Annotated in this window: 22 protein-coding genes; 6 read left to right on the top strand and 16 right to left on the bottom strand. The window is 52.6% G+C overall.

All coding sequences use genetic code 11. The features are described 5' to 3' along the window. Positions 1-28 precede the first annotated feature (28 nt). The 8 genes from GOV45_RS05850 to GOV45_RS05815 form a co-directional block, all read right to left on the bottom strand. Positions 29-1,249, bottom strand: a complete 1,221-nt coding sequence (locus GOV45_RS05850; RefSeq protein ID WP_170475484.1) for an MFS transporter — start codon at positions 1,247-1,249, stop codon at positions 29-31. Between the two features lie 80 nt (positions 1,250-1,329). Continuing rightward, the gene (locus tag GOV45_RS05845) at positions 1,330-1,926 is read right to left on the bottom strand and encodes a YceI family protein (protein ID WP_170475483.1); all 597 of its coding nucleotides are present in this window, start codon (positions 1,924-1,926) and stop codon (positions 1,330-1,332) included. Beyond that, on the bottom strand, positions 1,923-3,137 hold the full coding sequence (locus GOV45_RS05840) for an MFS transporter (protein WP_170475481.1): 1,215 nt from the start codon (positions 3,135-3,137) through the stop codon (positions 1,923-1,925). Before GOV45_RS05840 ends, GOV45_RS05845 begins: the two co-directional genes overlap by 4 nt. Positions 3,138-3,199: 62 nt before the next feature. Further along, the gene (locus GOV45_RS05835; RefSeq protein WP_170475479.1) at positions 3,200-3,820 is read right to left on the bottom strand and encodes an ImuA family protein; all 621 of its coding nucleotides are present in this window, start codon (positions 3,818-3,820) and stop codon (positions 3,200-3,202) included. 58 nt (positions 3,821-3,878) lie between these two features. Further along, on the bottom strand, positions 3,879-4,466 hold the full coding sequence (locus tag GOV45_RS05830; protein WP_437436512.1) for a retropepsin-like aspartic protease family protein: 588 nt from the start codon (positions 4,464-4,466) through the stop codon (positions 3,879-3,881). Positions 4,467-4,507: 41 nt separating this feature from the next. After that, positions 4,508-5,128: a MarC family protein gene (locus tag GOV45_RS05825; protein WP_170475477.1), complete on the bottom strand. Its 621-nt coding sequence runs from the start codon at positions 5,126-5,128 to the stop codon at positions 4,508-4,510. Next, positions 5,125-5,517 (bottom strand): ACT domain-containing protein, encoded by a 393-nt coding sequence (locus GOV45_RS05820; protein ID WP_170475475.1) that lies wholly within the window; start codon positions 5,515-5,517, stop codon positions 5,125-5,127. Before GOV45_RS05820 ends, GOV45_RS05825 begins: the two co-directional genes overlap by 4 nt. Then, positions 5,514-7,364, bottom strand: a complete 1,851-nt coding sequence (locus GOV45_RS05815) for an ABC-F family ATP-binding cassette domain-containing protein (RefSeq protein ID WP_170475473.1) — start codon at positions 7,362-7,364, stop codon at positions 5,514-5,516. The genes GOV45_RS05820 and GOV45_RS05815 overlap by 4 nt, the downstream gene beginning before the upstream one ends. A gap of 108 nt (positions 7,365-7,472) precedes the next feature. Here GOV45_RS05815 and GOV45_RS05810 point away from each other — a divergent pair, with 108 nt between their 5' ends. Both GOV45_RS05810 and ndk read left to right on the top strand, forming a co-directional pair. Beyond that, positions 7,473-8,675 (top strand): multidrug effflux MFS transporter, encoded by a 1,203-nt coding sequence (locus GOV45_RS05810; RefSeq protein WP_170475471.1) that lies wholly within the window; start codon positions 7,473-7,475, stop codon positions 8,673-8,675. Positions 8,676-8,793: 118 nt separating this feature from the next. Further along, the gene (gene ndk, locus GOV45_RS05805; RefSeq protein WP_068334875.1) at positions 8,794-9,216 is read left to right on the top strand and encodes a nucleoside-diphosphate kinase; all 423 of its coding nucleotides are present in this window, start codon (positions 8,794-8,796) and stop codon (positions 9,214-9,216) included. A gap of 52 nt (positions 9,217-9,268) precedes the next feature. Here the strand turns inward: ndk and GOV45_RS05800 are convergent, their stop codons facing one another. Beyond that, on the bottom strand, positions 9,269-9,616 hold the full coding sequence (locus GOV45_RS05800) for a TfoX/Sxy family protein (protein WP_170475470.1): 348 nt from the start codon (positions 9,614-9,616) through the stop codon (positions 9,269-9,271). A 331-nt stretch (positions 9,617-9,947) separates the two neighbouring features. Here GOV45_RS05800 and GOV45_RS05795 point away from each other — a divergent pair, with 331 nt between their 5' ends. The 4 genes from GOV45_RS05795 to GOV45_RS05780 are packed head-to-tail and all read left to right on the top strand — an operon-like array spanning position 9,948 to position 12,843. Next, positions 9,948-10,097 (top strand): hypothetical protein, encoded by a 150-nt coding sequence (locus GOV45_RS05795; RefSeq protein WP_170475468.1) that lies wholly within the window; start codon positions 9,948-9,950, stop codon positions 10,095-10,097. Between the two features lie 2 nt (positions 10,098-10,099). Beyond that, positions 10,100-11,620: a CHAD domain-containing protein gene (locus tag GOV45_RS05790; protein ID WP_170475466.1), complete on the top strand. Its 1,521-nt coding sequence runs from the start codon at positions 10,100-10,102 to the stop codon at positions 11,618-11,620. Between the two features lie 3 nt (positions 11,621-11,623). Then, positions 11,624-12,379 carry a ParA family protein gene (locus tag GOV45_RS05785; RefSeq protein ID WP_170475464.1) on the top strand — a complete coding sequence of 252 codons (756 nt, stop codon included), beginning with the start codon at positions 11,624-11,626 and terminating at the stop codon, positions 12,377-12,379. Continuing rightward, positions 12,376-12,843, top strand: coding sequence for a CYTH domain-containing protein (locus GOV45_RS05780; protein ID WP_170475462.1), 468 nt, complete (start codon positions 12,376-12,378; stop codon positions 12,841-12,843). Before GOV45_RS05785 ends, GOV45_RS05780 begins: the two co-directional genes overlap by 4 nt. On the opposite strand, the gene GOV45_RS05775 is transcribed toward GOV45_RS05780, so the two are convergent. The 7 genes from GOV45_RS05775 to GOV45_RS05745 form a co-directional block, all read right to left on the bottom strand. Further along, complete coding sequence (locus GOV45_RS05775) at positions 12,840-14,210, bottom strand: sensor histidine kinase (protein WP_170475460.1); 1,371 nt, start codon at positions 14,208-14,210, stop codon at positions 12,840-12,842. The two genes, GOV45_RS05780 and GOV45_RS05775, sit on opposite strands and share 4 nt — an antisense overlap. After that, positions 14,203-14,883 carry a response regulator transcription factor gene (locus GOV45_RS05770; protein WP_170475459.1) on the bottom strand — a complete coding sequence of 227 codons (681 nt, stop codon included), beginning with the start codon at positions 14,881-14,883 and terminating at the stop codon, positions 14,203-14,205. Before GOV45_RS05770 ends, GOV45_RS05775 begins: the two co-directional genes overlap by 8 nt. Positions 14,884-15,045: 162 nt before the next feature. Next, the gene (locus GOV45_RS05765; RefSeq protein ID WP_170475457.1) at positions 15,046-16,482 is read right to left on the bottom strand and encodes a DegQ family serine endoprotease; all 1,437 of its coding nucleotides are present in this window, start codon (positions 16,480-16,482) and stop codon (positions 15,046-15,048) included. A gap of 750 nt (positions 16,483-17,232) precedes the next feature. After that, positions 17,233-17,832, bottom strand: coding sequence for a nucleotidyltransferase family protein (locus tag GOV45_RS05760; RefSeq protein ID WP_170475455.1), 600 nt, complete (start codon positions 17,830-17,832; stop codon positions 17,233-17,235). Between the two features lie 31 nt (positions 17,833-17,863). Then, positions 17,864-20,281 (bottom strand): GcvT family protein, encoded by a 2,418-nt coding sequence (locus GOV45_RS05755; RefSeq protein WP_170475453.1) that lies wholly within the window; start codon positions 20,279-20,281, stop codon positions 17,864-17,866. A 100-nt stretch (positions 20,282-20,381) separates the two neighbouring features. Continuing rightward, positions 20,382-21,689, bottom strand: coding sequence for an HlyC/CorC family transporter (locus GOV45_RS05750; RefSeq protein WP_170475452.1), 1,308 nt, complete (start codon positions 21,687-21,689; stop codon positions 20,382-20,384). 69 nt (positions 21,690-21,758) lie between these two features. Continuing rightward, positions 21,759-22,709 (bottom strand): tyrosine recombinase, encoded by a 951-nt coding sequence (locus tag GOV45_RS05745; protein ID WP_170475450.1) that lies wholly within the window; start codon positions 22,707-22,709, stop codon positions 21,759-21,761.

Raw genomic sequence — 22,709 nt, 5'->3', positions numbered from 1 at the left:
GTCAGGCTAGGATGTTCTTGACCCGGAACTATTCCTCTCGGGCACGCTTTAGCAGGCGCCCGATTGTGAACGATGTTCTCGGGGCGTAGACATAATTGGTACGTTCTTCCGGTGTAGGGCGAGAACGCATGCGGGCAAGGCCAAAAACAATTAAGCCTAAGTGCCCCAGGGCCACAAACGCGAACAGTGCGCCGGGGCCGAAACTCTGGATCAAAGTGGATGAAACATAGGGCGATGCAATTGCCCCTAGTGCAAACCAGAACATCAAAGCAGCAGAAAGTTCCACCCGTTCCTCAGTCGTGGCAAAGTCATTGGCATGGGCAGAGGAGACTGAGAAGATCGGAAATGTCGTCAGCCCGAAGAACCCGGCGGTCAACATCACTCCCACAGTGCCAGTGCCACTCGCGGCCATCGTAACAAAGCTGCTGAGAACTGCAGCAGCTGAAAGCCAAATCAATACCCATCGGCGATCGTATTTGTCGGCCAACCAACCCACTGGATATTGCGCCAATGCCCCGCCTAAAACGAACGAAGCCAAGAAAAACGCGATTTGATCGACGTCTAAACCGACCTCTTGTCCATAAACGGGGCCGACCATTCTGAACGAGGCGGAACTAAGCGCCGCCACTATCACACCAGCAACGGCCAATGGTGAACTGCGCCAAGCAAGTTTTGGTCGCAGGCGCGGAGCATCGGGCGTTTTCGGCTGGCTGGCTTTGGTAAGCGTAAGCGGAAGCAGAGAAGCGCAACACAAGATCGCCAGTAAGTTATAGGATACGTAAGAGGCGGGCGGCAGCACTGCAATAATCAGCTGCGCGCCCAATGAGGCGCCCATATCAACGATCCGATAGGTTCCCATGGCACGCCCACGGGTTTCGTTGGTAACCTTTGCGTTTAGCCAAGCCTCAATTACGGTGTAAGCCCCTGCGACACAGGTACCCGAGGCAACGCGCAACAACGCCCAGACATAGGCGTTGTCGGTCAGGGTATGGCCAATCAGTCCCATCGCACCAAGCGCGGTACAAACGGCGAAAGCGCGGGAATGACCGATGTTGCCCATCAACCTTGGGGCCCACCAGCAACCGATAAAGAAGCCAAGAAAATGCGCTGACCCCAATAAACCGATCTGTTCAGTGCTGAATTCGAGAGTCAGGCCAGAAATGGCGTCCAAAGGACCTACGCCGCCAGTTGAGAGCTGCAGCAGAATGACGGAAAGAAAAAGGGCAGCAAAGGAAATGATCGTGCGCATAACAGGTGCAGAATGACGGCATCTTTCGACATTGCGCGTAACAATTCGACTTTGTCGCGTCGTTTTTCGTCCTTCGGGCTTTAGAGCGTACGGATTACCTCTGCGCGAATGTTAAGCCCGACCTCGTCAGCGACCAGTTCTGGATATCCCGAAGCACCAAAAGCATGACGATCCAGTGCGCCGGCCAGACGGATCGAAAGGGAGTTCAGATCGTCCACTTTGCTTCCTGGCCGGCGATAAAGGTCCGCCAGTAAAGTTACAGGCTTTGTCACTCCTCGGACGGTTAATTCTCCGGTGATCTGAGCGCCGTTGGAAATGTGCCCCGAAGGACTCAGCTGAATATCGGTCGAATTGAAAGTGATCGTAGGGTAGGCCTCTGCATCTAGAACGCTTTGACCTAGCATAGGCCCACGGGCAAACGGCAATCGGGTGCGCGCAGCTGCTACATTAAGTGTCACGCTGACACGGCTGTTTTGCAGACGCGACGTATCAATTTCAATATTTGCTGCCTTAATCGGCATCGTACCGCTTTGGGCAACCCCCGACAGGTTAAAGGTGAAACCAACTGAAGTGCTTTGTGTTGATAACGTATACGGGACCAGCGCTGCTTGCGCGGAACGTGCCAACGGTAACGTTGCTATGCCCGCGATAACGGACCGCCGTGTCAGGTGTTTCAAGCCAAAACCTCTTGCTTTTTGGGCCGTGAGCGGCCGAGCAAGAACAGAAGTATAGCAATGTTCAGGCCATTCCACAGAATTCCGTTAATAAAGGCCAATTGGTAATTTCCGGTTAAGTCGTAAATCCATCCGGACATCCACCCGCCCAGTGCCATGCCCATGATTGTCATCATCATAACAAAACCGACCCGGGCGCCGGCTTCCTGTGGTGGCATGTATTCGCGTACAACCAATGCGTAACTTGGCACAATACCTCCCTGAGCCAGCCCAAAAAGGAGGCTGATAATATACAGCGACACCATCCCATCGTAGGGCAAGAAAAGAAAAAGCGCTATACATTGGAGGGTTGAGCCAATCAGCAGTGTATATACTCCGCCCAGTTGGTCTGCGACTAACCCCGACACGACCCGGCTGACCACACCACCCAACAGCATCAGCGAAAGCATCTCGGCGCCCACGGCCGGACCATATCCCAGACCCACGCAGTACGCGACGATATGGACTTGCGGCATAGACATGGCGACACAGCAACCTATCCCTGCGAGTCCTAGGATATATTGCAGCGCCCGAGGTGATATCCCGACACTGCGCGCATTTGTCTGTGCGTTTACAGCAGCGGTTTGGTGGGCCTCGATCGGGACCTGGCGACGCAGAAGCAGAGACAGTGGGATTACAACAATCAGTGTCATCGCCGCCAGCGTCAAATAAACCAGTTGCCAACCGTCGCGCGCCAGAATTCCCGACAGCAAAGTCGGCCAGATTGCGCCGGACAGGTAATTCCCACTTGCGACGAGAGCCACTGCAATCCCGCGCCGACGCATGAACCAGTGTGATATATCGGCAATTAGTGGGCCAAAGCCGACCGACGTACCGAGACCCAGCAGGAGATGTGCTGCTGCAAGCAAAATCATGTTTGGCGCGAGTGTTGCTAGTAGATAACTGATGGCGCTTAACACTGCAGCCCCGATCAGGGCTTTGGTAACTCCCATCCGGTCTACAAGCCGCCCCAGCCACATATTTCCCAGGGCAAAGCCGATCATCGCCAGAGTGTAGGGCATGGACGCCTCGGCGCGTCCTGCACCAAATTCTGTTTCGATTGCCGGCATTACGACAATTACGGCCCACATTCCGACGTTCGCTACGGTTGCAATTATCAGGGTGATCGCAAGGCGGGTCCAAGCGTAGCGGCTATCGTGAATCGGATGGGTCATGGCGGGACGCTATGACTCGCCTTATGTTTTGGCCAGTCAAAAGTTGCGCGTTTTTTTTAGGTTTATTTGGTTGCGTTTTTTGAGGCGATGCGTTGCAGGTTCAGTCCGGCGCGCGACTCGGTTTGGGTGGCGCGCCAACTTACCGGGGGCAGTGCGCGGGCACGGCGGCGGGTCAGTGTCCAGCGCCTTGCCTCGCCTTTATGGACCGCAGCCATGTGCCAGCGCGTCTCGACCCCTTGTGCGCCACCGTTTCCGGGTGTCAGCAAAAGCCCTAGTGGGGCTTGCCCCATCGTGCCGCCTTGTTCGGCAGCCAAGTGCATGCGGCGCACCGGTGTCAGCCCCGGTGCGCCAGGTAGGTCGCCAATGACTAATGGAATCGCCCCGCTCCGCAGCGCCTCTTCCATACACCACAGCAGATCTTCGGCGCGGGTAGGGCGGACAAACAGGAAGCGGGCCGGATCGGCAAAGGCCATCATCCCGTCTGGGTTTAGCTGGCCGGGCTCCCATGCAGGAGAAATCCACAGGACCGGACCTTGTGTCTGACCGGCCAACCACATGGCAAAGCTGCGCCTGGCTGGACCGCAGGCCTCGTGCACGCGGGCTAGTTGCAGTGTGATCTGCGGATGAAGAGCAACCCCCGGCGTTTCACGCGCAGGTTTGCGGCCAAGAAGATGCGTAGACATACTGACAGATTAACATGTTCCTATTTTGTTCTCAATCTGTAAAGTGACAGCAGGCCGCTTAACGGGACAAGATCAAGCGGCCATCAGAGAATTGAACCGCGGAAAAACGCTGTAGATAATCCATACCCAGCAAAGACTGGTGCAATTCACCTTCATTGACCCAGGCGGAAACATTTTTATCTGAAATTGGTCCCAGCGTTAAACTTTGAAGACGTACCGGAGCAGTACGGACTTCTCCGTTAGCTGTAAAAGCACGGCCAATATAATTAAGTTGATCGGGGTCGATCCCGACCCGTTTTGCATCCTGCGAACTTAGAACGATTTGGCTGGCACCTGTATCGACCAGAAACGTTATGGGTTCTCCATCCACCAGCATTGAAAGGTAATAATGCCCATCAACGGAACGAGGCACTTCAATAGAGCTTTCAGTGACGGAAAGATGCGCTGAAGGGCCAACAGTCGTGCGGATATCTTCCCACAGGCCGACAATAGCTATGACGCCGATAAAAATGAAAACCCAAGCCAAAGCCTGCTGCATAGTCTTACCAATCGACTGCCGGTTCTGTGTAAAGAACCACGCAATCAAGGCCGCGCCCAGCAGGCTCAGGTAAGCCAATCTTGCTAAACTGTCGCCATCCAATCCCATGCTGTCACCCAGATAAGTTCACGTGTGCCCTATATGGGTATTTATGACGCAAAACCAAAGGCCTTGAGCCCGTCCAATATGAACTGAACTGACAGTGCCGCAAGCAACATGCCAAGAAGGCGGGTCAGGACATTCAGCCCAGTCTTACCAAGAATTTGGCCGATCAAGCCCCCCGCCATAAAGAACGCTAGAACGACAGCCATGACCGCAAGCATGACTACGCAGGCGGTGACAATTCCCTGAATTCCTGGGTGCTCTCCTGCAAGCAGAATAATCGTCGCGATTGAACCCGGTCCGGCGACCAATGGAATGGCCAATGGGAAAACCGAAGGGTCAGGATGCTCCTCCTGCTCAGCACGATCTTCCCGTCGCTTAGTCCGACGTTCAAACAGCATGTCGAGAGCGGTCAGAAACAGCAGCGCCCCGCCGGCCACTCTGAACGCCTCCATCGAGATGCCGACAAAACCAAGCACTGCCTCGCCAAAGGCGGCAAATGCAATCAATATACAGGATGCCGTCAGGCACGTTCGCAGCGCCGTTCGACGACGGTCGCGAGCGTCCATATCCTGCGTCATTGCAACAAAGATTGGCGTTGTGCCAAACGGGTCGATGACCACGAATAATGTGGTGAATGCAGTTACGAAGAACGCAAATTCCATCATTCCATCGCGCTCTGCTGCAGTGTCATCAGAAGGTCCAACGCCGATTGCGCCTGATGGGTAGGTACAAAGACATGGTCGTGGTGATAGCCCGCAATCACATTTGCAGGAATTCCTGATTTCGCCAAGGTGTCAGATACGGCGGCCATAAGGCCCACACCTTCTAATGAGGAGTGCACTTGCAACGTTATGCAACGCATTGCGAGCGCGTCCGACGGGGCTGCATCGATTGGCACCACAAGCGAAAGACCTTCCGCTTCGACAATGCTTGCACGTGTTCCTTTGGGCCACACCTTATCTTTAGGCCAGATCACAAATGCGAACTCGCCCGGTTGGATTGCGGGGCGCATGCCTGCGATCATGGCTTTGGTTTCAAAAACGGGATCATTCATGTGGTTTCCGCCTGTTCCAGCCGTTCAGCCGCCGCGACCCACAGTGCCTCGGCTTTTTGCATCGCCTCGACCACTTCTGCAAATTTGCGGTTCCAGGTTTCCAAATCGTCGATCCTGTCGTCTTGGTACAACGCTGGGTCGGCCAGTTTCGTTGACAGTTTTTCATGCATGTCAGTCAACTTTTCGATCCGGTCCTCGCATTTGCGCAGATCCGCGCGCATAGCCAACACTGCATCGCGGGAGGGCCGTTTGAGCTTGGGTGTCAAAGGTTTTTCTTTGATTGGTTTGTCCCGCGCCAAAAGCATTGAACGATAAGTCTCAAGATCACCTTCATAGGTTTTTACAGTGCCATCCGAGACCAGCCACAGGCGGTCTGCAACAAGTGACAGCAGGTGCATGTCGTGGCTGACTAGAATAACTGCTCCTGAATAAGCAGTTAGCGCTTCGACCAACGCCTCACGACTTTCGATGTCAAGATGGTTGGTTGGTTCGTCCAAAATCAGCATATGCGGCGCATCGATTGTTGCGATCAACAGTGAAAGCCGCGCCTTTTGTCCACCTGATAGCCGACCAACTTTGGTTTCCGCCTGATCGGCGTTTAACCCAAAACCAGCCAGCCGCGATCGCCACTTTCCAGGTGCCTCTTCCGGGCGAAGCCGCCGCAAATGATCCAGCGGTGTTTCATCGACATATAGTTCATCCACCTGATGCTGAGCGAAATACCCTATCCGCATTTTCGAACTACGTGTCATTTTACCAGCCATCAAAGGCAACCTGTCCGAAAGCAGCTTTGACAGGGTCGATTTGCCTTGTCCGTTCTTGCCCAAAAGCGCGATCCGGTCATCCTGATCAATGCGGAGGTTCAACCTACGCAACACCTCAGTTTCGCCGTAGCCGGTCACGCCTCCTTCGAGCTGTATGATTGGCGGTGACAGTTCCTCGGGCTTTGGGAAAGAGAATGCGCGAAGTGCAGCCTCTTGCGGGGTCGAAATCAGTTGAATTCGCTCAATCATTTTCAGCCGGGATTGAGCTTGAACTGCCTTGGATGCCTTGTACCGAAACCGATCTACAAAGCTTTGTAAGTGTGCTATTCGCGCTTTGGCCTTTGCGTTCTCTGATTCCGCTTGTGCCAGCCGCTCAGCGCGGCGTTCGGCGAATTTATCGTAGGGCACCGCATAGTACGTTAAATTGCGGTCTTCCAGATGTAGGATCGACCCGACTGCGCGATTTAGCAAATCGCGATCATGGCTGATGATGATCACAGTGTGGGGGTATTTGGCCAGGTAACTTTCCAGCCACAATGAGCCTTCCAAATCTAGATAATTGGTTGGCTCGTCCAGCAACAAAAGATCTGGTTGCGAAAACAAGACAGCCGCCAAAGCAACCCGCATTCGCCAACCACCAGAAAAGTCCGAGCATGGCTTTAGCTGCTCATCATCATCGAACCCCAGTCCTTTGAGAATCGAAGCTGCCCGAGCCTCGGCCGACCAAGCGTCGATATCGGCAAGCCGGGTTTGTATCTCGGCAATACGATCTGCGTCCGACGCGTTCTCGGCTTCGGCCATCAACTCGCTGCGTTCGGTATCGGCGGCCAATACTGTGTTGATCAGTGATACCTCTGACGATGGCACCTCTTGCGCGACACCACCGATACGAGCAAGTTTTGGAAGCGTGATTTCGCCAGACTCCAGTGCCAATTCCCCTCGGATCAGGCGGAAAAGCGTAGTTTTTCCGGTCCCGTTGCGACCAACCAAGCCGACCTTGTGACCAGCGGGTATTGTTGCGCTGGCCCCATCAAACAGCGGACGGCCTTCGATGGCATAATTTATGTTCTGGATCCTGAGCATGACGCGCTATTACCAGAGCAATAAAGTAGCCGCCAGCAGCTTGACGTGTTCAACGGATGTTCAATGTGCTAGCGCTGACCCGGCAAAATTTTTAATTCGGTTCATATCATGCGCGCGGCACGGACGCCCCCATCGTTGGTAACACTGGTATTTGCGACGGCGCTGTCGGTTTTGTCCCTGAATTTGTTTTTGCCTTCGCTCGCTCGAATGAGCGAAGATTTCCAGGTCGACTATTCGCTGATCAACATATCTGTAGCCGGATATTTAGCGGTGTCAGCCGTATTACAACTGATCATTGGGCCGCTGTCAGATCGTTTTGGTCGAAGACCGGTGTTGTTGATTTGCATGGGGCTTTTTGCATGTGCTTCGTTCGGCTGCGTTCTGGCCGAGTCGATTTGGGTATTTCTTGGATTTCGTTTGTTGCAGGCATCTGTGGTTGCAGGATCAGTTTTATCCAGTGCCACGATCCGGGATATGTACCCGCCGAACGAGGCGGCCAGTAAGTTGGGGTACGTTGCTATGGCCATGGCGCTTGCCCCGATGTTAGGGCCAATGCTGGGCGGTGCACTTGATATGTTGTTTGGTTGGCGGGCGGGGTTTGTTTTTTACTCGCTAGCAGGCACAGGATTGCTAGCACTTTTGTGGGCGGACATGGGGGAAACCAATTCCGAACGCTCGTCTACTTTTAGCGCACAGTTAAGCGAGTACCCGCATTTGTTTCGGGCCCGCAGGTTTTGGGGTTATGCACTTTGCATGGCGTTTTCAATTGGGGGGTTCTACAGTTTTATTACCGGGGCGCCGCTGGTCGCACAGGCGTGGTTTGATCTGAGTCCGGCAATGTTGGGTTTGGGAATAGGCATCATTACCGGCGGGTTCATGGTCGGCAATTTCATAACGGGACGTATAGCAACGCGAACTAGGTTGACGACAATGATCCTGATAGGCCGGATATTCGCATCTGTTGGCCCGTTTGTTGGACTATCTTTGTTCCTTGCCGGCCAAGGCTCCGTGTGGGTTTTCTTTGGTTCGGCAATTTTCGTCGGTTTTGGAAACGGGCTAACGAACGCCAATGCATCGTCGGGATTAATGTCTGTTCGCCCGAAATTGGCAGGAAGTGCTGCAGGTTTATCTGGTGCTATGATCGTCGCACTTGGGGCGGTGCTCACCTCGATGACAGGTGCTTTTGTTAGTCCAACAAATGGGCCCTTTCTGGTACTGGGAATGATGTGCGCCAGTAGTTTTGTGGGGCTGCTTGCCGTGCTCTATGTACGATGGGTGGATGTGACTGACCCTTTGCCAGACGCAATCTGATCACCTGAGTGAACAGCAGCCATCATAACGCTTTTCTTAAGTTAAATACCGTGCTACGCGGCGCGCGATGGATTTTGGCGTGGTGCAATCCGCGCTGGCAACTTAAGGAGAGGCCTACATGGCACTGGAACGCACATTCTCAATCATCAAACCGGATGCGACACGCCGCAACCTGACCGGCAAAATTAACGCGAAATTTGAAGAAGCCGGTCTGCGCATCGTCGCGCAAAAGCGTATCCATATGACAAAGGAACAAGCTGGCAAGTTCTATGAAGTACATGCCGAGCGCCCTTTTTATGACGAGCTTTGCGAATTTATGTCCTCAGCTCCGGTCGTTGTTCAGGTTCTGGAAGGCGAAGGTGCCATAGCGAAAAATCGCGAAGTCATGGGCGCGACCAATCCCGCTGACGCGGCACCCGGAACCATCCGAGCTGAGTTCGCTGAGTCCGTCGGGGAAAACTCGGTTCACGGTTCAGACGCTCCTGAAACTGCGGCGGTAGAGATTGCCTACTTCTTTTCCGGAATTGAATTGGTCGGCTAATAGGCCTGCATATAATCATATCTGAGCCGCGCCCGATTTGTGGCGCGGCACTTTAAGTTTGTTCAAAGTCTTGAACATTAACGCGAACGCCAAGTGCATCCAGTTCTGAAATCATCTGGCTTGCCGGAGAGCTTCGCGCATTTGCTTTGATCAAGTCGAACCGCTCGCGCAAAGCTTTCTTTTCATCGCCTTTGCAATCGTTCCACGGGCGGCCCTGCAAGCCCATGACCAGAACGTAATAACCGATAAAGTGCGGTTTGGTGCCAGCAGTTAATAGCCTAGCGTATGCTTCGTCTGCACCCAAATCTCGAAGCTCTTGCGCCGAATGAATTCCCGCGCGGGCGCAAGCGTCCTCATAGGCAGGGCCAAGGTTGCGAATGGAGGAGACAGGATCGGTCATGGTGCCGTTCTATCTGGGCGCTGCCAATCTGTCACCCTGGTTTATTCATCAAACTTAAACACTTACGCTCACATTGAAATCGTGGCCAACTCATGCCGTATGGCAGTAGTTCAAAGCGGCCCATAATCGACTTAAAGACGACCGTCTCTCAATCGGTCAATTTAAAGTCAAAACACGGGCAGATTATTTTTCTGTTCTTAAAACCGGGCACATATTCGAATTGGCGAACAAAGGGCTCCATTTGTCAATTAATTCCGACTTATTCTTTAAGGAACCTTGATTGTATAGATAAGTTGAGATTTCATGACGTCATGCTGTCATAGGGGTGATGATGTCCAAAGTGAAAAAGAACACCTCATTAAGGTTGGACGGAAAAACTCTAAAGGCATTAAAGATCAGGGCCATCGAGGAAGGCAGCAGCGTTCAAAAAATCGTTGAGACATTGGTTCAAGACTACCTGAATAAGGCGAAAAAGGGTTGAGCATGTCGGATGCAGATAACGATTTGGTAGTATTTCCCGGCGCGTTCGACTTGGATGTTGCTCTGCAAGCTGACAGTAACCTGACGCTGCAAGCTGAACTGCATCAGCAGAAAAAACCATTTGTCATTCTTGATGATCATGACCAGTCCCTTCGAAATTCTGGATGTCTTCTGATCGAATCCGGAAATAGATTACAATTGCTGCAGCCGGACCAAGTGTGGGTTTCGCAGGCCGGCAAAGGCTATGGCAAGTTTGTGAATGAATTGCCAGATGGACCCGTTCGGGACTCCTTGGCTGGATTTCCACCGCTGCGCGCGTTGACAGAGATAGGCAGGGGGATCATCGAAACCGGCTCTTTAGCCGCGCTTGACGAATTGCAGAAAACAGTGGTCAGAGGCTCTTTTGTAGTACTTAGGTCCGATGCCGGGCAGGTTTCATTGGCTTCGATCCAAAGACTGCGTGGTTACGACCGCGCTTTTGAGACTGTTAAGGGCTCATTGCGTTCAATGGCCGGACCGCATCACGGCCTAGAAACCGTGTTCGGAGCTTTATTCCCGAATGTCGAACAATATCAAGCCAAGCCGACCATACACTTTGGCAAGTTGGAACCGGCGTCCGAGGCTGCGACGGAAATCATCCGAACTTTCATTGCCGTCGCGCGAAAAAATGAAGCAGGCGTGATTGCCGACATCGACACCGAATTTCTTCACGATTACCGCGTATCCTTGCGCCGAGTCCGGTCCGTATTAAGCCTTTTCAAAGGAGTTTTTTCCGACCAAGAAACTGCCGAACTTAAACGCATCTTTTCCGATCTGATGTCTCCAACCGGTCGGCTAAGGGATCTTGATGTCTATCTGCTGGAAAGAGAAAGTTACTTCAAACTTGTGCCGCCGTCTCTTCACGCCGGATTGGGCAAGATGTTTGATCAATTTGAAACAGAACGCGCACGTGAGCAGAAGAAGTTGTCTCGCAGGTTTCGGAGTGCCAGTTACGACCAGTCGATGAAAGAGCTGGCAGCTCAATTTGACGATCCAACGCGTTTGGAATTTGGCCAAAATGCCGACCTTGGTGCTTATAAATATGCGTGCTCTCTGATCTGGAAACGCTACCGAAAGGTCTGCAAGCTGGCTCGTAGTATCGATCCTGAAACCCCTGATGAGGCAGTTCATGAGTTGCGCATTCACTGCAAAAAGCTGCGGTACCTCATGGAGTTTTTTGCCCAGCTTTTCGATGCTAAGGCATTCAAAACAATTATCAAACCCTTGAAACGGCTACAGGACAATCTTGGAGCTTTCAATGATTGTTCGGTTCAGCAAGACGCTTTGTTGGCTTTTGCTGTCCAACAAAGTTCCAGCTCGGGTCAAGTTGACGCAAATCTTGGATTGTCGGTTGGAGGATTGATAGCAATTCTCAACCAAAGGCAACAGGCTGAGAGGGAAAGGGTAGTCTCTAACTTCCAACATTTCGACAGTCCGGACATCCGAGAGCTGTTCCGTATCCTGTTTCAAACACCGGGGGACTGAGGAATGAAAATCATTGCCTGTTACAGCAATAAGGGCGGTGTTGGAAAAACTGCAACTTCGGTTAACTTGGCTTATGCCTGTGCACAGGCAGGAATGCGTGTTTTACTGTGTGATCTCGATCCGCAAGGGGCATCTGGGTTTTACCTTCGGGTTAAACCTTCAAAGAAACTTACGGAAGCGCGTTTTTTCGAAGACGTCAAACGCTTTACCAAATCGATAAGAGCCAGTGATTTTAAGAACTTGGACGTATTACCGGCAAATATGACGTATCGCGATTTTGACGTCTTTCTATCCCGAATGCGCAATAAAAGATCGCGTTTGAAAAAGGCACTGAAGTCTGTTGGTGGGGACTACGACGTGATTGTTTTGGATTGCCCGCCAAACTTTTCGACCCTATCCGAAAACATCTTTAAGGCCGCTGATACTATTGTGGTTCCGGTTATTCCAAGTACCTTGTCTGAACGAACGTTCGACCAATTGGTCGGTTTCTTTGATGAACACAAACTTCCCAAGAAAAAACTACGCGCCTTCTTCTCTATGGTGCAGAGGCGTAAAAAACTGCACGTGGAAACGATAGCAGCCATGCGCAAGCAATACCGCAAGCGTTTTATGAGTACGAGCATCCCCTTTTCAGCTGATATTGAACGAATGGGTCTATATCGCGCTCCGGTCGTCACTTACGCCAGTCGGAGCGTTGCCGGATTGGCTTACAGGGAACTGTTCAAGGAATTGAAAAAAGGGTTGGATTCAAAAAGATGAGCTTAGAAATTGAACGCAAATTTTTGGTCGCGACGATGCCTGACCTTTCGCAGACCCGCAAAGCGTTCGTGCGCCAAGGCTATTTGACCCACCCTGACGATTCGACTGAATTGCGACTTCGACAAAAAAATGACCAATATTTTATGACCCTTAAGGGAGGAGGTGACATCGCACGGGTCGAGCGTGAGGCTGAAATTTCAGGTACGCAGTTCGAAATCTTTTGGCCTGAAACAGAGGGTAGAAGGGTAGAGAAGGAGCGCTACACTGGCTTACTGCCTGACGGGCGGACATTTGAGTTAGATGTATTCTTGGGCTCTCTTTCTTCTTTGTGTTTGGTCGAGATTGAGTTCAACTCCGAAGAAGCCGCGCGCGCTTATTCACCTCCTGATTGGTTCGGTGCGGATGTGACCGAGGATAAACGCTACAAAAACAAAACTTTGGCGATCAACGGCATTCCTAATTAGGGAGTCCGCGCCAGTTTCAAGATAGTTTCAAGCCCCGGCTGGCAATTACGTGCCATGAAAGCTCCGCCGTGCATGTGTGAAATGGCGGCGACTAAAGCCAGCCCCAAACCTGCGTTCCGTTGTGTTCTGGCTGGGTCCAGTGTGACAAAAGGCATTTGCAGGCGTGGAAGATCGGCCTCAGGCACCCCGGGTCCGCGATCTCGAACGCTTAATAGAGTGTATGGGCCATTTTCGCGGATTCCGATGGTGATTTTTGAGGCGTGCGGCGCATATCGCATCGCATTCTCCAGCAGATTGGACAGAGCTTGGGACAGCAGTGGGCGATGGCCCTGAATTGGTTCAGAAGCGCCTACTACTTCAAGTTGTATGCCTTGATCGGACGCCACAGGTTCATACAGTTCCACTACGTCTTCGACTAGTTGGCGAAGGTTTATCGGTTCGAACTGCTCTCGGCCCAATCCTGCTTCGGCGCGTGAAATTTCGGTCAATTGTGTCAGAACACGCAGAACATGATCGATCTCGCCAGTTGCCCGCGCCATGTCGACTTCGCGCTCTTCGTCGGTCTTTTCTGGTTCACTAAGCGCTTCGACACGTTGGCGCAGCCGCGACAGAGGCGAGCGCAAGTCATGGGCGATGGAGTTTGATGTGGTACGTAGATTACTAATCAGCTCTTCAATTCGATCCAGCATGTTGTTAAGCGTTCCGGCCACTTGATCGAACTCGTCTCCTGTACCTCGCAACGGCATTCGAAGCGAAAGATCGCCTGAAACTATGTTGTCTGCCGTATCAGCGAAGTCCTTTAGTCGCGAGAAAACCAGCCTTGTAAGCAACCAGCCGGTCAATAAACTGAGCGCAAATGCTGTTAAAAGCGCCAGTCCGACCGTTCTGAATAAGATACGATCAAATTGCTGTCGCGCCAGGGCGTCGCGCCCGACCAAAAGACGCTCACCACCGGGAAGACGGATTGATGCAGCAGAAATCGGCACGTATTCGTCAGTTTCGCCTTTTCGGAGCTGCAACTCGACCCAACCGCTGCCGGCTATTACATCGTCGGGCCAACTCACAAGGTTTCCGGCCAACTTGGTTCCTTGCCGACCGGTAAGCAAGTAAAGCGCGTCGCGATCCGCGGCGGTGGGAAGTCGTCGCTCTATCGCGTTCATCAGGCCGATCAAACCGCGCCGCTCATATTCGTCTGATAACCCGGTCAATTCTGCGGAGACAACGGATCTGGTTTCACTGGCGATGGTTCGGTTGGCCGTGACGTATACCATTGCCAGAATGGCCGCAGTCAACAATGTGCTGAGCACCATACTGGCCAGCACTAATCTTGTCCGGGAATTCTTTAGTGAAAGCAGAACGTTATGCATCCGAAACCATATATCCGGCGCCCCGGACGGTTTCAATTATCGGATCGTCGCCACCTTCGTCCAGCTGACGGCGCAGTTTAGAAATATGGACATCGACGACATTCGTGTTGGGGTCGAAATGATAATCCCATACGCCTTCCAGCAACATTGTGCGGGAAACGACGCGGTTTTTGCGGCGCAAGAAAAACTCGAGAATTTGAAATTCGCGCGGTGTGAGCGTGATTTCGCGACCATTGCGTGTCACTTTGCGAGTCAGCAAATCCATCTCAAGGTCGCGACACCCCAAGGTGGCAGTTTCTTCCGACTCCTGAGGGCGGCGCAAGAGGGCTTCGATACGGGCATGGAGTTCCTGAAATGAAAACGGCTTAACCAAGTAGTCGTCTGCTCCGGCCCGTAGGCCTTTGACACGCTCGTCGACCGCACTCATGGCCGTAAGCATCAATACAGGGGTTTTTACTCCTGCAGCTCGCATCGACTTGATCAACGACAAGCCATCCAGCCCAGGCAGCATTCGGTCCAGCACAACAGCATCGAACCCGCCGTCAGTGGCATGGTACAGTCCTTCGCGACCATCAGAAGCGGCCTCGATTATATAGCCCTCTTCGCTAAAACCTTTGGCGATGAAGTCACGTGTGTCTTCGTCATCTTCAACGATCAACAGCCGTCTGCTCATGGTCGGGGCTCCCTTTACTCGCGATATAAACATAGTCTCTTCCTAAAAAAAACTGGCCGGGTGCACAGCCGCACCCGGCCTTTCCGACAGCACGTGGACAAACCGCGCTGGCCGGAATAGTGCGCCAGATCTCCCCATCAAGTGGCGCACTTGGGCTTGGTGTCAGGCTATCTCGACTGCGACAAAGATCTGATTCCCGCCACGGTTGATCAACAGCAACGCAGGGTCAGTCTTTTCGCTTTCCAGCGCTGCTTTCAGGGCATCTGGCGTCACTGTGTCCTGATTTCCAATCCGAACGATGACGTCGCCACGCTGAAGTCCGGCTTTGGCTGCTGGGCTTTCAGGTTGCAATTCTGTTACAACCACACCGTCCACTGTTTCGGACATGCCCATTTCAGTCCGGGTGCTTTCTGTCAGTGGTGCCACGGTAACGCCCAATGACGTGCCTTCAACCTTGTCGTCGGTGATGTTGTCGATCTGGGCTTCAGCCGATTGGTGTTGACCTATAGTCACTTCGATCTTTTGTTCTTTGCCATCGCGAAGAACGGTTAGAACGCTGTCAGATCCCACCTTGGTCGTGCCGACAAGGATCGGCAAATCGCTGCTGGAGTCGATGGCTTCATCGTTAAAGCTCAGGATAACGTCGCCCTGTTGAAGAGTTCCGTCCGCTGGGCTGCCGTCAACAACATCCGAGACCAACGCCCCCGAAGTTTCGTCAATACCAAGAGCTGCTGCCAGCTGAGGGCTGACATTCTGGATAGAGACACCCAACCAGCCACGGCTTACCTGACCATCATCCCGAAGATCTGCGGTGATGTGTTCAACGATGTTCGAAGTAACAGCAAACCCAAGGCCCACAGAACCACCACTGGGTGAATAAATGGCCGAGTTCACGCCGATTACTTCGCCTTCCATATTGAATAGCGGACCGCCTGAATTGCCTTTGTTTATAGCTGCATCTGTTTGGATGAATTCAGCGTAAGGACCTTCAGAGATATTGCGGCCTTTGGCCGAAACGATCCCTGTGGTTACCGTCGAGCTAAGCCCAAACGGATTGCCAATCGCAACAACATCTTCGCCAACGCGTATTACGTCGCTGTCGCCAAGCCGCACGGCCTGAAGGTCTTCACCGGCGTCAATCTTCAAAACGGCGATGTCGGTTAATGCGTCAGTGCCAACGACTTCCGCTTCGTATGACCGGTTGTCGCTGAGACGTACAGTTACGGAACTGGCGTTGTCGACCACGTGATGATTGGTTACGATGTAGCCATCCTCATCAAGGACGAAACCGGAACCCAACCCTTGTCCAGGACCACGGTCGGGCATTTGAAAGCCTTCGGGCCCGCCAAAACGCTCGAAGAACTCACCGAATGGATGGCCTTTGAAATCAAAGTCTTGGCCACGAGCTGGCGCTGGGGAAGATTTTTGTTCAGCGATGATTGTTACGACCGATGGTGAAACGGATTCCACAAGGTCGGCCAGAGCCTCGTCTGCCAAAGAGGGCAGGGCGGTCGTCGCCAGTAAGGCGGCACCAAGTGCGCCGACTCCGACCCAATTGGAAGTACGAGGGAAAAGCAGTGAGGATTTACGGATGCTCATTATGACTCCTGTCTGTTTGGGCGGTTTGATCCGCGCTTATGGTCAGGAAATGACATCCGAGTGTTGGTGGATTCTGATCAAAAAATTAAGATACCTTAATTTTGCCACTTTTCGCGTTTCTAATACAGGATGAGAAACGAATCACGCCGACGCCGTGTGGCGAATCGGTCGTTTTGTGTCGATTTGAATGCTTATTGGCCGCAAGTGCGGATTTGATTCAATTTTGTTAACGATCAAGTCGAACTAGCTCGGTCTGTCAAGGCAATCAACTTAAAATTGTTCTCTTTGTTGTAGCCGTTGTGTGGTCTGGCGATCTAGTTCTGACAATTCATATCGATATCTGCACAGCTATTTTATTGGATAGATAGTTGATCTGCGGGCAGGTTTTTAAATTCTGCTTAAAGTAGAAACGGAGTTGGTTTGTTGTTGCGAAATTGCCAACCTGAAGGCGTCAAAATTAACCCTTTTGTCCAATTTTAGATTGTTTGTAGGCGACTGATAGGCGACGATGATCTTGCCCAAGTGAGGGGCCTGAGACACTAGGGGGTGTTGAAGGCACATCTCAGTCTCCATAGCGCGGAGCGGCATGTTAACGAGGGGGTCTTGTTTAGGTTCGGCAGCGGAATGGTCAGTAAGCCTATTAGGCTGAATGGCTGCGCTCGTTGAGATTGGTGAAAGTGGTAGTCCTGTTTTGGGCAGCAGCCCGGTCTGAAAAGACCGGGCTGTGTTTTTTTTGAAACTTCCGTTAAGTCACTTTGCCCGCTTTGCCTGCCATATTGCCCACTCTTCCGGCGTATCCAGATCCATCAATGCGTTTTGGTTGGGCAGTATCTGCAAATGTAGCCTGTCGATGTTGTTTCTAACGACCGCCTGCGCTCCGCTATCGCCGGATAACTCGGATAACTGGGGAAACAGAGAATGATGAAAAATAACCGGATGGCCGGGTTTTCCATCGTTAGTGGCTCCTCTCCAGATCAGGTTGTGTGGATGCGATATCATCGACTGTGAAACCGCCAATAGGTCATCACTTGTCAGTTCCGGCAAATCCGACAACAGAACCATAACTGCATCTGCTTTTTGGGGCACTCTGGTCAAAGCGCCTCGCAGACTAGCGTTCATCCCCTCTGAAGCGTTTGGGATTGGTTCTGTCAACACGTCCAGCCCTTTCAGAACTTCGTATCTGGGATGGGGCGCTGGAGGAAGGGCAACTATAACCGGCCCAACTGGTTCGGCAATCTGCGCCATGCGGCGAAGCAGCGGAACACCGTCAATCTTTTGTATCAATTTGTCTGCGCCGCCCATACGTTGGGACTGGCCAGCGGCCAACAGAATGACTGGTATCTTTTTCATGTCGTTACCATGTAACCCAAGCGGGGTTATGTCATCCCCGCATTCTGTCTCCGCCTGGGTCAAAAAGAGGCTCCAATATTACCCGCGCTTTTCGCATCTGCCCCAGTATTTCGATCTCAACTTCCAAGCCATCGCTTACTCGTTCGATAGGTAGAAAACCCATCGCCACGGATTTTTGAGCATAATGTGAATACCCGCCCGAAGTACAGAAACCGACAACGTTTCCATCCAACCAGATCGGTTCATAAGCATTCACATCAGCGTCGGCGGCATCTACCTCGAATGAGACTAGTTTTCTGGTCAACCCCTTGTCTCTTTCATCCTCCGCAGGTGCACGACCGATGAAATCTGCATTTTTGGAAAACGCGATAAAACGATCCAATCCGGTTTCGGCCGCTGTATAGTCCGGCGAAAATTCCCGCATCCATGACCCAAAGAACTTATCCAGTCTCAAGCTCATCATTGCCCGCATTCCAAACGGTTGCATACTGTGCGGCTTTCCAGCCTGCCACAATGTTTGCCAAAGTTGGCGCTGAGCCATCGGATCGCAGTAAATCTCAAAGCCAAGATCGCCGGTGTAGCTTACCCTTTGAACGGTACAGTCGGTCATGCCAACGATCATGCGGCGGACATCAAGAAACTTGAAATCCTTGATGTCATCTCGCGTGCATTCGGCCAATACACTTGCGGCTTTCGGCCCTGCGATCTGAAAACCATTCAAACGGTCACTAACGTTTTCGACAACGACGTCTTCTTGAGCATTCCGCTCAAACCAACGCATATGAAAAGCCTGACTGCCGTATGATGCAGTCAGTTGAAATTCGGTTTCGCTAAGGCAGGACACAGTGAAGTCCCCAATCAGTTTGCCTTTGTGAGACAACATTGGAGTTAGCGACAAGCGGCCAGGCTTTGGCATCCGGCCTGCCATGATCCGGTCTAACCATGCACGGGCACCCGGACCGGTGATAAGGTACTTACCGAAGTTGTGGACCTCGTTGATGCCGACACCGTTTCGCACGGCTCGCACCTCACGCCCGGTCGCGTCAAAGGCGTCTGACCTGCGAAATGACGGTGTTTCATATCCCGGTTCACCGCGCTGAGCAAAATAGTTGGGCACTTCCAGCCCGTATTGCTGTCCCCAAACTGCGCCCATTTCGCTGAAAATATCATACATGGGCGTTGTTCGATTGGGGCGCGCGGCGGGCAGTTCTTCGTTTGGGTAAGCGACGCTGAAACGTTTCTGATAGTTTTCAATCACCTTGGGCCGTGTATAGCCAGGGCTAATCCAGTCTCCAAATCTAGCTACGTCCATGGCGAAGACGTCTCGTTCCGGCTCGCCTTCGATCATCCATTGAGCAAGGGTTAAACCCACGCCTCCGCCCTGACTAAACCCGGCCATCACACCGCAGGCGGACCAATAATTTCTCATCCCCGGTACTGGCCCAACCAGTGGATTTCCGTCAGGCGCAAAGGTAAACGGGCCATGAATGACCGATTTTATGCCTGCCTTGGCAAGAACCGGAAACCGACGATAAGCGAACTCGATACTGTCAGTGATTTTGTCGTAGTCGTCAGGCAGTAACTCGTGCCCAAAGCTCCACGGCGTTCCGTCAACTGCCCAAGGTTTGCACGGCTGTTCGTAAAAGCCGATGCAAAGGCCGAGTCCCTCTTGCCTCAAATAGCTTTCTCCGGCTGGGTCCATGACGTGTGGATGCTCTCCACCGGCGTCGATAATAGCTTCGATTTCTGGAATCGCGTCAGTTACTAGGTATTGATGTTCCATGGGGTGCAGGGGGAAATAGATGCCTGCCATTGCTCCGACTTCGCGTGCCCAAAGCCCGCCCGCGTTTACAACGTGTTCTGTATGAATGGTTCCCTTGTCCGTTACAACGTTCCATGTGCCATCGGCGCGCTGATTGGTTTCGACCACCATGCAATGAGTTTCGATTGCTGCGCCACCCATCCTGGCAGCCTTGGCATAAGCGTGAGTGGTGCCTGACGGATCAAGGTGTCCATCCAATGGATCATATAGCGCTCCAATAATGCCATCGGTGTTCGTTGTGGGCGCGATCCGCTTAATTTCCTCGGGCCCGACAATTTCAGTTTCAAGACCCATAAACCGATGCTTGGCCCGCTCGGCCAACAACATGTCGAAGCGGTCTTGGTTGTCAGCCAGAGTAATACCGCCGACATGGTGCAGCCCACAGGACATTCCGGTAATCTCTTCCAGCTCTTTGTATAATCGGATCGTATATCCTTGGAGCGCGGCCATGTTAGTGTCGCCGTTAAGCGTGTGGAAACCTCCTGCCGCGTGCCATGTTGAGCCCGAAGTCAGCTCGGACCGTTCCAATAACATCACGTCCGACCAACCTAACTTAGTCAGGTGGTACAATACGGAACACCCTACTACTCCGCCGCCAATGACGACCACCTGACATGCGTTTTTCATCTGCGCCTCCAATTGTTGCCGAGACGGTGCAAGGCAGAGCGATACTGTTCTGTCGCGGGAACGACCGAAATTGTCGTTTTCACCAAGCGAGAAACAACGTTTACAAGGGCCTGACTTTCAGGCCAGTAATCCGGTTGCCCTCGCGGGCTGTCACTTCGAAACGGAATCCATGAAATGAGAATACCTGACCGACGGTAGGGATCATCTGAGCTTCGTGAATGACAAGTCCGGCAACCGTGTTTGCCTCCTCATCGGGTAAGTTCCACTCGAGCGCGCGATTAGCATCGCGGATCGTCATGGCACCTTCGACAAGATATTGGCCGTCTTCCGTTCGGGTGACAGGAACTTCTTCGTCAATGTCGAATTCGTCAGCGATTTCACCAACGATCTCTTCCAGAATATCCTCCAGCGTGATCAGACCGCGTAGCGATCCGTATTCGTCAACCACAAGGGCAAAGTGGCTGTGCATTCGTAAAAACTCCCGCATCTGGTCATCCAGCGTTGTCGTCTCGGGTACGAAATAGGGATCGTTCGCCACTTTTGAGATATCAAATGTTTTCAATCGCTCTGTGTCGCCATCTGCTCCCCCGGCTTGAGCGTACATCGCTCGAAACAGGTCCTTAGCATGAACAACCCCTACGATGTTTTCCGGTTCGTCCCGGAACACCGGCAGGCGAGTATGCTGACTTTCGAGACACTGTTTTAGAATGGCTTCGGGTTCGTCGTCAGCATCGATCATCTCGATGTTTGATCGATGCAGCATGATCTCTTCAACGGCGCGGTCTCCTAGATCCAACGCGCCAAGAATGCGATCCCGGTCTTCTTTTTCAACGACGCCTTCGGAGTGGCCCAGTTGCAAGGCTCCGGCGATTTCCTCTCGTACTGCCAGAATGTTGCTGTCAGGGTCGATTTGCACGCCAAAAATACGTAATACACCGCGTACCAAAAGACGCACCGCAGCAACGATGGGTGAGAAAACGGTCACAACGATACTGATGACCGGAGCGACTGCTGCCGCTGCTTTTTCCGCGTTCGTAATAGCGTAGGTCTTGGGCAACACTTCCGCGAAGATCAACACCAGAAAAGTCATGACAAGGGTGGCCAAAGCGACGCCACTTTCACCGAACAGGCGTGTGAATAGGGCTGTTGCCAGCGAAGCCGCAAGGATGTTCACAAGGTTGTTGCCTAGCAGAACCGATCCAATCAGGCGTTCGTTGTCGTCGGTAATGTCCAAAGCTTTTTTAGCACCCCTCGATCCCTTATCTGCCTGCGCCCTCAGCTTGCCTCGGGATGAAGCAGTAAGCGCGGTTTCCGATCCGGAAAAAAAGCCCGAGAGCACTAGTAGCAGGAGGATGGAGCAGGAAGTGATCCAAAAAGCGCCATCTAGCAGAGAAGGAGTGGGTTCCATCGGTCCTTGATAATTACTGTTTCTGCATCCGTTATGGGGGTGCGGCCTCGTGCAATCAAGGGTTTAGCCCTAGTTCGACCCATCATCTTTGGCCAAAGGGTGGTGTTCCAGCACCAGCTTGGACAGGCGCTCGTCCAGAACATGGGTGTAAATTTCAGTGGTAGCCACGTCAGCGTGACCCAGCAGGGTCTGAATGGATCGCAGATCCGCGCCATTTGCTAAGAGGTGGGTAGCAAAGGCATGACGAAGGGTATGAGGGGTGACTTTCTCAGGTGAAACGCCGCCCTCGACCGCCAATTCTTTCACCAACAGAAAAAAACGATGGCGCGTTAGGTGCCCTGATTTTCCTCGCGAAGGGAACAGAAAACGGGATCTTTGAACGCCTTTGGCAACTGCCTGATCTTCGGCCTCATCCCGCAAGATCAACCAGGCGGCCAGCGCGTCCCGGGCTGGGGGAGACAGAGGAACCATCCTTTCCTTGCCGCCTTTACCCAAAATAAGCAACATGCGTGGATCACCGCGCGCAGATGAAACTGGCAACGACACCAGCTCTGTCACGCGCATTCCGGTTGCGTAAAGAAGCTCCATCAAGCACGTATTTCGGACCTTGTCGCTCGTACTGCGACCTGTTCGACGAGCGGCCTCAAGCAGGCGATCTACCTCGGCTACATCTAGCGTTTTCGGCAAGCGTTTCTGCCGCCCCGGACCTTTTATTTGAATGGCGGGGTTCGTTTCGCGCCAGCCTTCCTCGAATGCAAATCGGTAAAGTTGTTTTATCGCGGATAGCCTACGTGCCAGCGTGGAGCGGGATAACCCCAGGGCATCGCAGTCAATTAGATAGCCTTCGATCTGGTCTCTGCTGGCCAAATTAAATTCAGATTTGTGGCGATCCAGCCAAGACGAAAAATCTTGCAGATCACGGCCATACGCCAGAAGCGTGTTGGTGGCCGCTCCAAGTTCGGCCGCCTGCGCTTCCAGGAATGTTGAAATCCATAAGTCCTGAGAGGCCGGTGAAGGCAT

The organism is Ruegeria arenilitoris (assembly GCF_013035425.1).
In the GTDB taxonomy this organism is placed as follows: domain Bacteria; phylum Pseudomonadota; class Alphaproteobacteria; order Rhodobacterales; family Rhodobacteraceae; genus Ruegeria; species Ruegeria arenilitoris_A.
Note: the sequence above shows the minus strand (reverse complement) of the source record. Positions and strands in the feature narration are given on the sequence as shown.